General features: G+C 44.0%; 14 protein-coding genes. 3 read left to right on the top strand and 11 right to left on the bottom strand.

What is annotated here, in order from left to right:
- Positions 1 to 67: 67 nt before the first annotated feature.
- The 6 genes from ctaG to cyoE all read right to left on the bottom strand — a co-directional run bounded on the left by ctaG (position 68) and on the right by cyoE (position 6,114).
- Entirely contained in the window at positions 68 to 973 is a 906-nt protein-coding gene (gene ctaG / locus CU633_RS01460; protein ID WP_101657952.1) for a cytochrome c oxidase assembly factor CtaG, read from the bottom strand.
- 151 nt (positions 974 to 1,124) lie between these two features.
- Complete coding sequence (ctaF, locus tag CU633_RS01465; RefSeq protein WP_101657953.1) at positions 1,125 to 1,460, bottom strand: cytochrome c oxidase subunit IVB; 336 nt, start codon at positions 1,458 to 1,460, stop codon at positions 1,125 to 1,127.
- 4 nt (positions 1,461 to 1,464) lie between these two features.
- On the bottom strand, positions 1,465 to 2,094 hold the full coding sequence (locus tag CU633_RS01470) for a cytochrome (ubi)quinol oxidase subunit III (RefSeq protein WP_101657954.1): 630 nt from the start codon (positions 2,092 to 2,094) through the stop codon (positions 1,465 to 1,467).
- On the bottom strand, positions 2,094 to 3,956 hold the full coding sequence (ctaD, locus tag CU633_RS01475) for a cytochrome c oxidase subunit I (protein ID WP_101657955.1): 1,863 nt from the start codon (positions 3,954 to 3,956) through the stop codon (positions 2,094 to 2,096). Before ctaD ends, CU633_RS01470 begins: the two co-directional genes overlap by 1 nt.
- Positions 3,957 to 3,986: 30 nt before the next feature.
- Positions 3,987 to 5,057: a cytochrome c oxidase subunit II gene (gene coxB, locus CU633_RS01480; RefSeq protein WP_101657956.1), complete on the bottom strand. Its 1,071-nt coding sequence runs from the start codon at positions 5,055 to 5,057 to the stop codon at positions 3,987 to 3,989.
- Positions 5,058 to 5,175: 118 nt separating this feature from the next.
- Positions 5,176 to 6,114 carry a heme o synthase gene (cyoE, locus tag CU633_RS01485; protein WP_101657957.1) on the bottom strand — a complete coding sequence of 313 codons (939 nt, stop codon included), beginning with the start codon at positions 6,112 to 6,114 and terminating at the stop codon, positions 5,176 to 5,178.
- 519 nt (positions 6,115 to 6,633) lie between these two features.
- On the opposite strand from cyoE, the gene CU633_RS01490 reads away from it, so the two are divergent.
- The gene (locus CU633_RS01490; protein ID WP_101657958.1) at positions 6,634 to 7,596 is read left to right on the top strand and encodes a COX15/CtaA family protein; all 963 of its coding nucleotides are present in this window, start codon (positions 6,634 to 6,636) and stop codon (positions 7,594 to 7,596) included.
- A gap of 54 nt (positions 7,597 to 7,650) precedes the next feature.
- Here the strand turns inward: CU633_RS01490 and pyc are convergent, their stop codons facing one another.
- The 4 genes from pyc to glsA all read right to left on the bottom strand — a co-directional run bounded on the left by pyc (position 7,651) and on the right by glsA (position 13,972).
- Positions 7,651 to 11,091 carry a pyruvate carboxylase gene (gene pyc, locus CU633_RS01495; protein WP_101657959.1) on the bottom strand — a complete coding sequence of 1,147 codons (3,441 nt, stop codon included), beginning with the start codon at positions 11,089 to 11,091 and terminating at the stop codon, positions 7,651 to 7,653.
- Positions 11,092 to 11,255: 164 nt separating this feature from the next.
- Positions 11,256 to 12,413, bottom strand: a complete 1,158-nt coding sequence (locus tag CU633_RS01500) for an FtsW/RodA/SpoVE family cell cycle protein (protein WP_101657960.1) — start codon at positions 12,411 to 12,413, stop codon at positions 11,256 to 11,258.
- A 235-nt stretch (positions 12,414 to 12,648) separates the two neighbouring features.
- Entirely contained in the window at positions 12,649 to 12,930 is a 282-nt protein-coding gene (locus CU633_RS01505) for a YlaN family protein (protein WP_101657961.1), read from the bottom strand.
- A gap of 112 nt (positions 12,931 to 13,042) precedes the next feature.
- Positions 13,043 to 13,972 (bottom strand): glutaminase A, encoded by a 930-nt coding sequence (gene glsA / locus CU633_RS01510; protein WP_101657962.1) that lies wholly within the window; start codon positions 13,970 to 13,972, stop codon positions 13,043 to 13,045.
- Between the two features lie 153 nt (positions 13,973 to 14,125).
- Here glsA and CU633_RS01515 point away from each other — a divergent pair, with 153 nt between their 5' ends.
- Complete coding sequence (locus CU633_RS01515; RefSeq protein ID WP_101657963.1) at positions 14,126 to 14,623, top strand: hypothetical protein; 498 nt, start codon at positions 14,126 to 14,128, stop codon at positions 14,621 to 14,623.
- A gap of 90 nt (positions 14,624 to 14,713) precedes the next feature.
- Here CU633_RS01515 and CU633_RS01520 read toward each other — a convergent pair whose 3' ends face one another.
- Positions 14,714 to 16,042, bottom strand: coding sequence for a PhoH family protein (locus CU633_RS01520; protein ID WP_101657964.1), 1,329 nt, complete (start codon positions 16,040 to 16,042; stop codon positions 14,714 to 14,716).
- Positions 16,043 to 16,269: 227 nt separating this feature from the next.
- Between CU633_RS01520 and CU633_RS01525 the strand changes: the two genes are divergently transcribed.
- Entirely contained in the window at positions 16,270 to 16,848 is a 579-nt protein-coding gene (locus CU633_RS01525; protein WP_101657987.1) for a YhcN/YlaJ family sporulation lipoprotein, read from the top strand.
- Positions 16,849 to 16,867 lie beyond the last annotated feature (19 nt).

A 16,867-nucleotide genomic window follows, 5' to 3' on the forward strand; every position in this document is an offset into this window, starting at 1 on the left:
AGAATTACTTTTTGAAAATCATTCAAATATCCAGAAATAAGCAAAGCACCCAAATTGGGTGCTTTGTTCATTCTATCGTTTGCGGATTTAACGATGGATTCATGTCGACCTGATCCGCTTCCTGTTCTTTTTTGTACCAGCTAAAAAATACTTTGCCAAGAACAACTCCGTATACAATTTCCTGAATGATTTTCATGATCACACCGCCAGTCTGCTGATCATTTAAAAGGGACATTGAACTAAACATTTCCGGCCCGCTCAAATTGAGTCCGGACAACGTTGAAGCCGGCACACAAAGAGCCAGTGCGTCTGCCCATGCGCGCGGGTCAGAAAACGTCTCATACATCGGTGCATCTGCAAAAATAATCAGCGCACATGCCGGGGTCAGCAAAATCCCATTGGCAAAAATGTAGCCGACTTTTTTCAACCCGCCCATCGTCTGGTATTCGTCAAGCTGATTGACCAAAGGCCACCACATGATGATCGCCATTAAGAAAAGCATCGTCGTGTAAGCAGCATGCAGCAGCATATCCGTCTTGACAACGTCAAAAATCAGCGGGATATGATAAAACGAAAATAACCCGTTAAATAGAATCAGTGCAACAATCGGCTTTGTCAAAAAGCGGAACACCGCTCCAATGCTCTTCATACCGAGAACCTTTCTCCACATCCACTCGGGGATCGCGACGATAAACAATGGCGGAATAACCAAATACAACAAGGCCATTTGGATCATATGGGCATAAAAAGCAAGATGGCCCATCAGATCAAGCGGCGAACCTTTAATGGCATAGAGAAGTGCGGCGGTTGCAACGAAAAGAACCGCTTCTTTTTTCTGCAAAGGCGCACTGCCGCTAAACCGGTCCCGGTATTTTACGGTAATCAAGAAAAACACAGCCGTTACGGCTAAAATAGCAACAAAAAAATAGGGACTCCACATTGCCCGAAAGCCAAAAATATCTAATGAAAGCACGGTAAATCACCCCGTTGTTAGCACTAAGAATACATGTTTTCATTATACTCCTGATGCCCGCCAACTGCAATTTATGAGGATTTTCCAACATTTTAAGCGAGGCGGGCCCATATAAAAAGAAAATCGGCTCTTAAGCCGATTTTCCTGAATATTACCACCAAATAACAGTCATAAAAGTCAGTACGGTTATCGCAGCTACAAACACACCCGAGAAAAGAAATAAAGAAGGTGCTTCATGGCCTTTATGGCTCATATGCATGAAATAGTAGAGCTGAAAAATAACCTGTACAACAGCGAGCAGAAGAATAAACGGTACTGTAAACCAGCCGGTAAACCCGTCATAGGCAACTGCTGCAAATGCTACAATCGTAAAGAAAATCATTAATGCAAAGGTAATGACTTGATATTTCATTTCTTCTGCGCTTTTTTTGCGGCGATATTCAATGTCCACTCTTGGGTTACCTGAATTTGGTTGTTGTGTCGCCATCAGTTTATCCCACCAATCCCATTAAATATACTACTGTGAAGATGAATACCCAAACAACGTCGATAAAGTGCCAGTAAAGGCTGGCTACGTAAAACTTCGGAGCGTTGTAGAGGCTTAATCCCCTTTTCGCGTTGCGGACCATCAGTGTGGTAATCCACAATAAGCCAAATGCGACGTGGCCGCCATGGAAGCCCACCAGCGTGTAAAACGCAGAGCCAAAAGCACTGCTCGTAAACGTATGGCCATACTCATGAACATAATGATTAAACTCATAAATTTCAAAGCCAAGGAAGGCTGCACCCAATACTACGGTAATACCAAACCAAAGCTGCATTTTCTTGAAATTAAAGTTTTTCATATGATAGATCGCATATACACTTGTCAGTGAACTGGTTAACAGCAGCATAGTCATAACAAATACAAGCGGCAAACCAAAAAGGTCTTTAGCTAGCGTATGCTCTGTATTTGGAACTTTGTCTTTTAATGCCAGGTAAGTGGCAAAGAGAGAGGCAAAGAGAACCGTCTCTCCTCCTAAGAACAGCCAAAAGCCAATAAATTTGTTTTTCGCTTCGAGGGTAGCCTTTTCAGGCGAAGCAGGCCAAGTTTCAATCGTGAATTTTTCTTCAGCGTGCATTATTCCATTCCCCCCTTATCATCTTCAAGATCTTCCTTGTGAATATGGAAGCCGTGGTCATCCTTAATTGAGCGGACAAACATTGCGCCAAGCACGATCGCTAAACCGAGAACCAATACCGGAATGCCCCATGCATGGTCGACCCGGTACATGGCACCAAACGCCGCAATGAATAATCCAAGCGAAATCACGAATGGAATGAATGAACTATTCGGCATATGGATGTCACCGACAGGTTCGGCTGGAGTCATACCCTTTTTGCCTTCCATTTTTTCAAGCCAGAAAGCATCCAATCCGCGGACAAGCGGAAGCTGCTTGAAGTTATAGAATGGAGGCGGTGAAGGAAGCGCCCATTCGAGGGTACGGCCATCTCCCCATGGATCATTGCCGACCTTTTCATTCTTAACACTCGTCATGATGATATTAACGAGCAAGACGATAACGGCAGCTGCCATCAAGACTGCTCCGACCGTACTCACCAAATTTCCTGTTTCCAGTCCCTGATCAGGAAGGAATGTGAAAATACGGCGCGGCATTCCCATCAGGCCAAGGAAATGCTGGATAAAGAATGTTAAATGGAATCCGACAAAGAACAGCCAGAAAGTGATTTTACCAAGCACTTCATTCAGCATTGTTCCAAACATTTTTGGCCAGTAAAAATGTGCTCCGGCAAATAGTGCGAAGACAACCCCGCCGACAATAACATAGTGGAAGTGGGCAACAACGAAATAAGTATCATGGAACTGGTAATCCTGTGCTGCGGATGCAAGCATAACACCTGTGACTCCACCAGCTACGAAAGATGGGATAAACGCAACCGCCCACATCATTGGAGTCGTAAATTTAATGCTGCCTCCCCACATCGTAAAGAGCCAGTTAAAGATTTTAATCCCTGTAGGAACGGCAATCGCCATCGTTGCCACCGCAAAAATCGCGTTCGCAATCGGCCCCATTCCTGTTGTGAACATATGGTGGGCCCAAACCATGAAGCCAAGAAAGCCAATCAGTACGGTTGCAAACACCATCGATGAATAGCCAAACAGGCGCTTTCTCGAAAAGGTTGCGAAAATTTCGGAAAAGATACCGAATGCCGGAAGAATGAGAATATATACTTCCGGGTGACCGAAGATCCAGAACAGATGCTCCCAGATAATCGTGTTGCCGCCCGCTAGCGGATCGAAGAAGTTCGCGCCAAACATGCGGTCAAAGGTCAATAGGAACAAACCGACCGTAAGCGGCGGGAATGCGAATAATATCAGTGCTGAAACAACAAATGTAGACCAGGTAAATAAAGGCATGCGCATATAAGTCATTCCCGGTGCACGCATATTGATGATCGTGACAAGAAAGTTAATACCACCGATCAACGTTCCGAATCCGGAAATTTGCAGACCAAGCGCATAAAAATCAATTCCGTGTCCCGCTGAAGCAAGCGACAAAGACGCGTAGGAAGTCCAGCCTGCATCAGGAGCTCCACCTAAAAACCATGACAGGTTTAGAAAAACGCCCCCGAAGAAAAACAGCCAGAAGCCCAATGAATTTAAAAACGGGAATGCAACATCACGCGCCCCGATTTGCAAAGGCATGACGGCATTCATAAAAGCGAAAACCAGCGGCATTGCTGCCAGAAAGATCATCGTTGTACCATGCATGGTAAGAATTTCATTATATAGTCCCGCACTTACAAAATCATTATTCGGTATTGCAAGCTGAATGCGGATAAACATGGCTTCCAAGCCGCCGAGAATAAAGAAAAATCCGCCGGCAATTAGATAAAGGATGGCGATTTTCTTATGGTCAACGGTTGTTATGTAATCCCATAAGGTTGCGCCAAACCCTCTTTTCTGAGCATAAGTACTCACAGTTTTACCTCCCCTTTAAAAAATCCCCTTTTATTCCTGAACTTTTAAGCCCATCAAATATTCAGCTAAAGCATCCAGCTCTTCTTCATTTAATTCTTTATATTTCCCGGTCATTTTATTTCCAGGCTTAACTGATTCAGGATCTCTCAGCCAGTTTTTAAGTTCTTCTTCATTATTGTCAAGAATTCCGGCTATGCGGGAACGGTCACCAAAGTTCGTCAGGTTTGGACCGACACGCGCTGCTTCAGGAGCCTTGTTTGTCGGTGTTACAGCATGGCAGCCGATACAGCTGTTGTTGAAAATTTCCTGGCCCTGTTGTGCTGAAGCAGTTTCAGCCTGGACTGGTTCTTCAACAGCCTTCATATCACTTGCCCATTGCTCAAACTCTTCTTTAGAAACAGCTTTCACTTTAAAGTCCATCAATGCATGTGAAGGTCCGCAAAGCTCAGCACACTTCCCATAAAACAAATTACCTGCTTCATCAGCAGCTTTTTCATCAAATTCCAGCCAGAACTTGTTTACGCTTTCTGTATTCGTATCGATTTTTCCGCCAACAGCAGGAATCCAGAAGGAGTGCTTAACATCGGATGCCTTTAAATTAAAGTAGACTTTCTCACCTGTCGGCACTACCAACTCCTGGCTCGTAACGATCTCCTGGTTTGGATATTCAAATTCCCACCAGTAAAGGTTGGCGCGCACATTAACGACGAGTGCATCCGTCTTCCCTTCTTCATTCTTTTTCTCGGCGGGAGAAACATCTGCCAGCTTAAATGTAGCAGATACTGTTGGCACTGCAAGAATCAAGAGAAGAAGAATCGGAATAACAGTCCAGATAATTTCCAATTTGTGATTTCCCTCAACCTGTTTTGGAATCTTCTCATCTTTTCTGCGGAAGCGCACCATGACAATAATAAAGATAACAGTTACGGCAAGAATAACACTGACCATAATTGCTGTGCTCAATAGCATTAAATCATATTGTTTCTGAGCAACTTCACCTGCAGGCTGCAATGCTGATAAAAATGGTTTTCCACAGCCGGAAAGAATGAGCGTCAATCCTGCAAATAAAGAAAATAAACGCCATTTCGCAAGCCTTTTCATAGCTTAATAAAACCCCTCTTTCGTAATATATTTTTTTGAAATAGTTGATCAAAAAAATATGGAAAAATTCTCTCTGAATTATGAATCTTGTAAAGAGAGAATCTCCTAACAAAAATAATTAAATAAGTGTGACAATGACCATAGCTACAAACATAATAGTCAGATATTGCAGGGAGTATATAAACATCAGCTTAGCCCATTTAATATCATCCTTTAGCTTATATCCATAAATCCCTAAGATAAACCACCCTAAGTTCAAGACAGTCGCAAGAATAAGAAATGGAGTTCCTAAAGAGGTAAGCAAAAGTGGAAGCGGAAACAACGCTGCTACCCATGCAATAATATGCTTCTTCGTTGTGCTGTAGCCTTTTACAACAGGGAGCATCGGTATGCCCGCGGCCCTGTACTCCTCGACTCTTCTCATCGCCAGTGCATAAAAGTGCGGTGGCTGCCACACAAACATGATGAGAAATAATGCCCACGCGACCGGATCAAGGCTTCCATCAATAGCCGCCCAACCAATTAATGGCGGTACAGCTCCCGAAACACTGCCGACGATCGTGTTTGATACATATTTCCGTTTTGACCACATCGTATAGAGGAACACATAACTGAATACTCCGATTAAGCCGATCAAAGCAGCAGCTGGAGTCGCCAGCAGTAAAGACAGCGTTCCCAATCCAATTAATAAGATGCCCAGCGTGATCACTTTCGAGGGGTTCACCCGTCCTGTTACCGTTGGCCTGTTTTTCGTTCTCTCCATCAAATGGTCAATATCCCGGTCAATGTAATTATTAATGCTGCATGAACCGGCAATAATTAATGAAGAACCAACAAGAGTAAAGAAAACAATATCAAGATTATTCAAAAAACCTTTATCAGTGAAATGCAGCGCCAGCCACAAACCTGTAAAAGTTGTAATCAAATTAGAATTAACAATGCCAATTTTTATGAGAGCTAGAAAATCGCTCCAGGCAGTTGCTGCCGATACTTTCACATTAAGGCTCCGTTCACTGCTATCAATAGCCGCCTCAGCTAAAGCCTTCGTATTAGCCATTATTTTTCCTCCTTTATCCAAATCACCAACCGGAACCGTAAAAAACGCCTGTAAGCATCGTTAATTGCCGCACTATACTCGCAACAAAAATTTTATAAAAGATTAAAAAAGTAGTTTTCCACTATTATTATTGTAGAAATATGGATCAGTATTTGTGTAGAAAAACATTCGATACTCACTGTATATTAAATCACATTTCAGCTGTTTTTTGTGAATATTTTTCGAATTATTTTTGACCAAATTGTGTCGCGTAGTGACAAAAAGTATAATTTTTGTTGTTTTTCTAAGATAATAAAGTGGATCCAAAAAGCAGGATAGTAGAGCTCTCATTCTTCCAGGCTTATAGCAAATCGAGGAACCAGCAATCATGCAGCTATCTATTGTAAAAATCCCTATTATTGTGTAGTATCTTTAAAGTGCAGTAAAAGATTGATATCTTTATATAAATTCGTTCTTATTATACACTTCCATTATTATCGGTGACAAATTATCGAACTTTACTATAAGAAGGTGGATCAGTTGGATCGGTTTTTAAAATGGTTTGCTGTCCTGACTACAATTGGGATGTTGTTTATCCTGTTGGGCGGAGCTCTTGTAACAAAAACAGAATCGGGTATGGGCTGCGGCAATTCCTGGCCGCTCTGCCACGGAGAACTAATCCCAAGCAAGATCACTCCTGAATTAATTATCGAATTAGCCCACCGGGTCGTATCAGGCGCTGTCGGGTTCATGGTGTTAATATTATCCGTCTGGTCATGGCGGTCGATCGGACATGTCAGGGAGACAAAATTTCTTTCCGTCCTTTCATTCTTTTTTTTGGTGCTCCAGGGTTTGATCGGCGCTGCAGCAGTGGTGTGGGGACAATCCGATTTCGTGCTCGCACTTCATTTTGGAATTTCACTTATTTCCTTTGCAGCCGTATTGTTGCTGACACTGCTTATTTTTGAAGTTGACAAAAAATTCGAAGCGGAGAAACTGATCCTCGACAAGAAAATGAAATTTCATATCATCGGTGTTTCCCTGTACAGCTATCTCGTCGTATACACCGGTGCGCTCGTCCGGCACGTAAATGCAAGCTTGGTATGTAAAGACTGGCCGCTTTGCGTCAATTCTGATCCGGGTTTGCCGGGCAGTATGCATGAATGGATTCAGATGGGCCATCGTGCCGCAGCCGGATTAATCTTTATCTGGATTGGCTATGTCACCTACCTGGCTATTAATCAGTACCGGCATCAAAAGGTGATTTATTGGGGATGGATTATTTCATTTATACTTGTTTCGTTGCAAGTTATCGCCGGGGCACTCGTTGTGATTACCCGCGTAAATTTATATCTCGCATTATCCCATGCTTTCTTTGTTACATGCCTGTTTGGAGTATTAAGCTATTTGATCCTGCTGACTTCACGCAGCAGTAAAAACGCCGCGGCTCTTGAAAAACTAAAAGATGATCGAAACAGCCAATCCACTGTCAATCATGCCTGAAATAAAAAAACCGATCGAACGATGATAACAACACTGTTCGATCGGTTTTTTATATTACTTGGACAATTCAATCAGCAGATCGCCGGTTTGGATCGCTTCTCCGTTTGTCACATAAATATCTTTGACAACTCCTGAAAACGGAGCTTGAACGGTCGTTTCCATTTTCATCGCTTCCGTAATCATCAGGTGATCGCCCCGGTTTACCTTTTCACCCTTTTCGACAACCACTTTGATTACCGTACCTGGCATGGAGGCGGCAATATGGCTGTCATTTTTCGGATCCGCTTTTATTTTTGATGCAACCTTTGATTTTACACTTTCGTCCTTAATGACGATTTCGCGCGGCTGGCCGTTCAATTCGAAATAGACGACTCTCGTACCATCGGCCTGGGCCTCCCCTATCGCCACCAGCTTTACAATTAGCGTCTTACCGGTTTCGATTTCAACTTCAATCTCTTCTCCAAGACGCATACCATAGAGGAATGTTGGCGTATCGAGAACCGAAATATCTCCAAATTGTTCGACAGTGTTGAAGTACTCCATAAACACCTTTGGATATAAAGCATAGGCGATCGCATCGAAGCTGGTGACCTGTCTTCCCATTTCCTTAAACAGTTTTTCTTTAAGAGCGTTGAAATCGACATCTTCGAGCAGTTCTCCCGGCCTAACCGTGATAGGCTCCCTGCCTTTTAAAATGACCTTCTGCAATTGTTCCGGGAAACCACCGTGCGGCTGGCCAAGATACCCTTCGAATAATTCGACAACAGAATCAGGAAAATCAAGCGAGTCGCCCCTGCTTAACACATCCTCCTCGGTCAGCTCGTTCTGCACCATGAACAGGGCCATATCACCGACAACCTTTGAAGATGGTGTAACCTTGACGATATCTCCAAACATTTGGTTAACCCGGGCATACATGCTTTTTACAAGGTCCCATCTATCGCCGAGTCCCACCGCTTTTGCTTGCTGCTGCAGATTGCTGTATTGGCCTCCGGGCATCTCGTGCTCATACACTTCCGTATGCGGAGCCATCATGCCGCTTTCAAAGTCATGGTAGTATTTGCGGATATCTTCCCAGTAATACGAGAGTTGTTCAAGCGCACGGTTGTCCACCTTCGGCTGTCTGTCCGTGCCTTCCAATGCATAGAACAGTGAATTGGCGCTTGGCTGTGAAGTTAGCCCGGCCATCGTGCTTAACGCAACATCGACAATATCGACACCTGCTTCAATTGCTTTTGCGTACATATAAATGCCATTGCCGCTTGTATCATGCGTATGGAGGTGAATCGGAATGTCAACCGTTTCCTTCAACTCAGAGATAAGGCGGTAAGCAGCTTCCGGCTTTAACAGCCCGGCCATATCCTTTATACCAAGAATATGGGCCCCTTGCATTTCCAATTCTTTAGCCAGATTTTTATAATAATCGAGATCGTATTTCCGGCGCGTTGGATCGTTAATGTCACCTGTATAGCAAATCGCGGCCTCGGCGATTTTTTCGGCCTGTCTTACTGCGTCAATGGCGACTTCCATGCCTTTCACCCAGTTCAGGCTGTCAAAAATCCGAAATACATCGATTCCGGCGTAGGCAGATTTCTCGACGAATTCGCGGATCACATTATCCGGGTAATTTTTGTAGCCCACCGCATTTGACGCGCGCAGCAGCATCTGGAAGAGAACATTTGGAATCTTCTCCCGCAGCGTCAGCAATCGGTCCCACGGATCTTCTTTTAAGAAACGATAGGCAACATCAAAGGTTGCTCCGCCCCACATTTCATATGAAAATAAATCGGGCAGAAGCCTTGCCGATGGTTCAGCAATATGGCTAATATCAGTTGTACGGACACGGGTTGCGAGCAGTGATTGATGCGCGTCCCTGAAGGTCGTATCCGTCAGGAGCACTTCCTTCTGTTCTTTCACCCATTTGACAAGCCCTTCAGGCCCTTGTTGATCGAGGATTTGCTTCGTTCCTTCGAGTCTGTCAGAGCTGTACTTCAACTTTGGAATGCGCGGCTTTTCAAAAATCGGCTTCTTCTTCTTTTCTATTCCGGGAAAGCCGTTTACTGTTACATTTGCAATATAGGTAAGCATTTTCGTTCCGCGGTCTTTACGTTTTGGAAAAATAAACAATTCCGGTGTTGTATCAATGAAAGATGTATCATACTGGCCGGTCCGGAACCGTTCGTGTTTAACGACATTTTCAAGAAAAGGAATATTTGTTTTGATCCCGCGGATTCGGAACTCTTGCAAATTTCTGACCATTTTGGCTGCAGCCTGGTCAAATGTCATTGCATGGGTGGACAGCTTGACGAGCAATGAATCGTAATATGGTGTAATGACCGCGCCCTGGAAGGCATTTCCGGCATCGAGACGGACACCGAAACCGCCGCCTGACCGATATGTCATCAGTTTTCCTGTATCCGGCAAAAACTGGTTTAATGGATCTTCCGTCGTTACACGGGATTGAATGGCGAAACCATGTATTTTAATATCTGCTTGCTGGGGAATTCCAGCCTTCTCACTATGCAAATCATGCCCTTCCGCGACAAGAATCTGCGTTTGGACGATGTCAACGCCAGTAACCATTTCCGTGATTGTATGTTCAACCTGGACACGTGGATTTACTTCGATAAAATAAAAATCTTCACCTGCGACCAGAAATTCAACCGTACCCGCATTGACATAGCCGACATTATCCATAAGCCGGACAGCAGCTTCACAAATTCTTTCCCTCAATTCATCTGTGATCGATACGCACGGGGCAACCTCCACCACTTTTTGGTGGCGGCGCTGGACAGAACAATCGCGCTCATACAAATGAATGATATTGCCGTTCTTGTCAGCAATGATTTGAACTTCAATATGCTTCGGTTTTTCAATAAACTTCTCGACATAAACCTCATCATTGCCGAAGGCCGCTTTTGCTTCCGATTTTGCGCGCTCGTACGCTTCTTTTACTTCATCATGATTGTTCACGATTCTCATACCGCGGCCGCCGCCGCCAAGAGCAGCTTTAATGATGAGCGGGTATCCGTGCGTCTTTCCGAATTTAATAACCTCTTCAAGCCGGTGGACTGGTCCATCGCTTCCCGGGATTACCGGAATCTTTGCCAATTGCGCCTGAGTCCTTGCTTTTACCTTATCACCGAACATGTCGAGATGCCGTTCTTCAGGTCCGATAAAAATAATTCCTTCTTCTTGACAGCGCCTTGCAAAGTGAGTGTTTTCAGACAAAAACCCATATCCAGGATGGATTGCGTCCACGCCGCTTGTTTTCGCAATATCAATGATACCTTCAATATCCAGGTAAGCATCTATCGGTTTTTTGCCTTCCCCGACAAGATAAGCTTCATCCGCTTTATACCTGTGATAAGAGCCGGAGTCCTCCCTGGAATAAACCGCAACCGTACGGATATTCAATTCTGTACATGCTCTAAATACGCGGATCGCAATCTCTCCCCTGTTCGCGACCAAGACCTTGTTGATAACTTTACTCATCAGAACACCTCATCTTTATATAATTAGTACAAGGATTGTTTTGCTTACGCATAGCAGGTGTCAGCTAAGTGATACTTTGAGCATGCGCTGTTGCTAAATCCTTTTATCTGTCAAAAAATGACTGTTGAAACTGATTTTGCATTTATATAAAAGCCTTATTGGGCTTAAGCTACTTGTTTTTCTTTATCTTTGTTTTTGTATTTTTGTTCATAGTTGACGAACATTGAGACGTTTACGAGTATTCCCATTGAAATGTATAGCTGGAGCAATGAAGAACCTCCGTAGCTGACGAACGGGAGCGTTACACCTGTTAGGGGAATGAGTCCCGAGGCGCCGGCAAGGTTAATAAATGATTGGATTCCAATCATGCTTGAAATCCCGATCGCAAGCAGGCTTCCAAACGGATCAGTGCATTTTAAGCCTGTGTATATCCCTCTTAAAACGATATAACTAAGCAGCAATATGACAAAAGCAACTCCCCAAATCCCCAGTTCTTCCGCGATTACCGCGATAATGAAATCGGTATGCGGTTCAGGAAGATAACCGAGCTTTTGAATGCCTTTGCCGAGACCAAGTCCGTCAATTCCGCCCGAGCCAATCGCAATATAGGCATTGGTAATTTGATAACCGCTCGTCTGCTCGACTGCAAAAGGGTCCATAAAGGCTTTAAAACGGCCCAGCCTGTTTTCTGTGAAAATCTTATCCTGCAAGGCAATGAATATAGGAAGGATAACCATTAGCCCAATGCCAGCAAGCTTCAGCAGATTTTTCAGGCTCATCCCGGAAGAGATAATGATCATCGAAGCAATCAAGATGATAATGGCTGCGGTCCCGTAATCCGGCTGAATGGCAATAAGCACGGAGACAAGAAATAAATAGAATAAAGGAGGGACAACACCTTTATTGAATTCATTTATGTACGACTGTTTTTTCGCATAGACTGCGGCCAGGTAAATGATCACGGAAACCTTGACAAATTCAGACGGCTGCAGGCTTGCCGGCCCGATTTGAAACCAGCTTTGCGCATTGCCGGCAGTATGTCCGAAAACAAATAAAGCTACCAAACAAAGCAAGGACAGCAAAACCATCGGTCCAAGTATTTTATTGCTTTTCATCGCTTTATACGGAAAGAGTGCAAAAAACAAAAATACAACGGAAGCTCCAATCAGGTGGAGCTTTTGCCTTTGGAAAAAATGATCACTCGGATAATCGTATGCCGTCACCATGCTGGCGCTGTAGACCATGACGAGCCCGAATAAAGATAGCAGCACCATCGCAATCACTAAAGAATAATCGTATGATTTAAAGATTTTTTTAAACATTCAACCTCTTCCCCATTTTCTCCGGATGTATATGTATTCTCCGATTATAAACAATAATCCTGCTCAGAGAGGTTATGTTAAATGTAACATGTTAATTCTGAAATATCCACAAATATGTTATACTATTAAAAATAAAATATGTCACATTTAGCATAATCGAGGGTTATCCCTATATACCCTAAATATTTATAAAAAAACTCAAACAAGTAATGAAGAACTGTTTGAGTTTTTCGGTTTATTTTTTTTGTGAAGCTTCATGAAGGATTGACAGCTCAGCTTCGAGCGCGGCAAGAATGGCTTTTCCTTCTTTTTGATCAATGAGCCCGAGGCGGACTGCAAAATCTATTTCCCGTGACAAGCCAAACATTTGCGTATCCAGAACCTCTTCGTAAAGAGGACATTGAGGCATTGTAAGGTTATCCATTTGCACCTTAATAAGCTTTAATATCTTATCAGCGTCAGCCTTTAATAGGGCGTGTGCTTTTTCTTGGTGGTTCACCATCATTTCAGACGCCAACATTGATCCCCCCGTTTCCGAGCGTTTACCCGATCCTATCTTTAAATATTACCGTTAAGACGGGAAAAAAGCAAGGATAATACGGGATTAGCTTTTTATTTTTGCATTTCGCTTAAAAGATGCTGAGCTGGTGCTCTGCGGCGAGCATTTCAAGAACCTTCATTCCAGCTATGCTGTTACCTTTTTCATCGAGCGACGGCCCGAAGATTCCGATTCCATAACGGCCTGGTACCGCGCCCATAATCCCTCCGGAAACTCCGCTTTTGGCAGGTATGCCAATTTTGATGGCAAATTCCCCGGAAGCATTATACATTCCGCATGTAACCATAAAGGTTTTGCAAATCCGGGCAATGTGTTCCGGAATGATCACCTTCCCGGTTTCAGGATCGGCCCCGTTTAAAGCGAACACAGCACCGACCCTGGCAAGGTCAAAGCAATTCATTTCGATCGAGCACTGCGCAGTGTAAACGTGAAGAAGGTCTTCGACATCGCCCTGGATAATCCCGTGCTGTTTCATAAAATAGCAAAGGGCCCTGTTCAGATGGGCTGTTTCCATTTCCGATCGGGCCGTTTCCCAATTGCATGAGACCGGCTCTCCATTTAAGAAGCTGGAAACAAACCGGAACAGCCTGTCAATTTTTTCTTTGCTGTCACGGCCGTTAATCATATCGGTAACAGCAAGCGCTCCTGCATTGATCATCGGATTTAGCGGTTTTGAAGGGACCGTCGTTTCAAGCTTGGAAATCGAATTAAAAGGATCACCGGTCGGTTCCATTCCAACATGGCTGAATACATAATCAAAGCCCCGGTCGGCAAGGGCCAGCGCAAGAGCCAAAACTTTTGAGATGCTCTGCAATGTAAATTTCTTCTTATAATCGCCGGCATAGTAGCATTCTTTCCCAATTTCAAAAATGGCGACAGATAAATCGCCTTTTTCTGCTTTTCCAAGTGCAGGTATATAATCAGCAACCCGGCCTGAAGCAGTATAAGGGCGTGCTTTTTCAACCAGCTTGCTGAGGCTTTCATTCGAATGGCATGTCAAGGCGGCATTCCCCCGGTTAAAAACTTTTAATTAGTGTTCCGCAGGCCGTTTCTTTTCATGCGCTGGTTTCCCCTGCAAGAGCGTAAAATAGGCGTTTCGCTTAAGAACCTGCTATACTTTACTTAGGCATGGAACGCGAACGAGGAGGTTGTGATGGAAAATATTATTTTTATTAAAGGGAAAGTAAAATACCCGATTACATTGGATCCGGGGGTTTGGATTTTTGATGATCGCCGCCTTGACCTGAATACATATTTCGATCAGGCAAATGAATCTGTCGATGAGCTGGAAAACTACACGAAATCGATTTCAAAGCATTGGGACCGGGAGATTATGGAAGGTGCAGTTTATCCGCCGACATTAAAATCGGAAAAAAAGTTCGAAAAGGAAAAAGTATTAACGGGGACATTCGGGATACCGCTGCTGCCATTTATACAAAATGCTGAACCTGAGAGCACTGCCCGAACGCTGATAGTTGAAAGCTTGGATGGAGAAATTGCATTGCCGATTGAACAGGGGAAAGAATTGATTTTGGGTTTTTCAAAGGATGGAAAGCCACTGCAGGAAGACGGCCCTGTTTATGCCTTTTTTGGGGATGGGTCAAATCGGGACAAGCCGCTTAAAAACATAAAAGGCTTCCGATTGGAATGATAAGCGCTGTCTTATCAACACAATCCAGCCTGCCAAAAAGCAGATTCCCCTTTTTTAGGTGAATCTGCTTTTGTCAATCATGACTTCGGATTAAAGGAGATCAGCTGCGAGCTGCGCCAGATCGGACCGTTCCCCTTTGATCAGTTTTACATGTCCGGAGATTTTTTGATCCTTGAACTTTTCGACCACATATGTAAGTCCGTTGTTGAATGCGTCTAAATATGGATGGTCAATTTGTTCTGGATCGCCCATCAGCACAATTTTGCTTCCTTCCCCAACTCTCGTCAAAATTGTTTTGACCTCGTGCTTTGTCAGGTTTTGCGCTTCATCGATAATGATATAATGATCCGGAATACTCCTGCCCCGGATATAAGTCAATGCTTCAACCTCAATCGAACCCATTCCCGCTAAAATCGCATCAAGTTCACCTGGTTTCTTCGTATTAAATAAATATTCGAGATTGTCATAGATCGGCTGCATCCACGGCCGCAGCTTTTCACCTTTTTCCCCGGGCAAAAAACCGAGATCTTTACCGACAGGCACAATCGGCCGCGCAACAAGCAGCTTTTTATACTCTCCGAGATCCTCTATTTGTAACAGCCCCGCAGCAAGGGCAAGAAGCGTTTTGCCCGTACCTGCTTTTCCGATAAGCGTAACCAGTGGCAAGTCTTTTCTGAGCAACAGTTCTATCGCCATCGTCTGCTGAACGTTTCGCGGCCGGATCCCCCAAATATGATCATGGTCGAAAACCATTTTTTTAACTTTTTTTCCGCTCTTTTCAACCATTCCCAACGCTGAAGAAGAGCTTCCCAAGGAGTCTTTCATAAGCAGAAATTGATTTGGATAAAAAGGGTGATTGGCTATGTCTGCGAGCGGTAATTCCCCCTTCTCATAAAACCGGCCCAGTTTTTCAATATCTGTATACACCTCCTGCATTCCGGTGTAAAGATCATCATTTTCAACGACGCGGTCACTCAGAAAGTCTTCAGCTATTAGCCCGATCGCATCGGCCTTCACTCTAACCAGCGCATCCTTGCTGACTAAAATAACAGGTCGTCCATTTTCTTTCGTCTGCTCTTCAAGTGACAGGTTTTTGGCTACGGCAAGAATCCGGTTATCATTTGTTTTTTCTACAAATATTTCTTGAAGCTGCTGGAAAGAACGATGGTTCAGTTCAATCCGCAATATCCCGCCATTTTCAAGCGGAATTTTCTCATGTAGCTTGCCTGATTCCCTCATGCTGTCGATCAGCCTCGATACTTGTCTTGCATTGCGGCCGATTTCATCCATATAGCGTTTTTTTGAATCAACTTCCTCCAGGACCACCGCGGGGATAACAACTTCATTATCATCAAAGGAGAAAATTGAAAACGGGTCCTGCAGCAAGACATTCGTGTCCAACACATAAATTTTAGCCAAGTTGATGCCTCCCACTCTGTTGTTTCTTTATGGTGCATCTCTACCCTGGATTCGGGTAGCAATTGCTAAAATATATGTTTTTCCGAATAAAGATAGAAGAAATTTAACACAATAATTGCTGAGGTCCATTTATTCAGGCAACGAACTCTTTCACAGCATTTTTATTTCTTATTTGGCTAATTTGGAGTCTTACAATATATTTGCCGGAGGTGGCAACAGTGAGAAAAATGATATTGGGAACCGTGCTGGTAGCGGCATTGGCTGGCTGCGGGGCAGAGAATGACGCTTCCAGAGATAATGAGCAGAATTTAGTAAATGTTAAAAGTGGCCCGCTTGGAGAAGTTGACCAGGAAACAGGCCAGAGGGCTTCCACCCACCTGGAAGAAATTGCTGGCAGCGTCCCGGATGTGGAAGACGCTACAGCTGTTGTGATAGGAGATTATGCAATTGTCGGGATTGATGTAAATGAAAATTTAGACCGTTCAGAGGTTGGATCCATTAAATATTCGGTGGCCGAAAGCCTCGAAGATGATCCATATGGGGCGAGAGCGGCGGTTGTCGCCGACCCGGACATAGTAGCCCGGTTAAGGGAAATTGCCGAGGATTTTCAAGCAGGGGAGCCTGTTGAAGGAATCGTCAACGAACTGGCCGATTTGACTGGCCGGATGATGCCTGAGATTCCTGCCGATATTGAAGACCCAAATGCAAACAATGACACAGAAGAACCAAAAAAGAAGCTGGAAGACTCTGAATCAAAGCAGCTTGAGAAACAACAGGAGGACCAATCATACCATCATAAGGACTGAAATAGGAAAAGCTTGGCCG

Source organism: Bacillus sp. V3-13 (genome assembly GCF_002860165.1).
Classification (GTDB): domain Bacteria; phylum Bacillota; class Bacilli; order Bacillales; family Cytobacillaceae; genus Bacillus_BJ.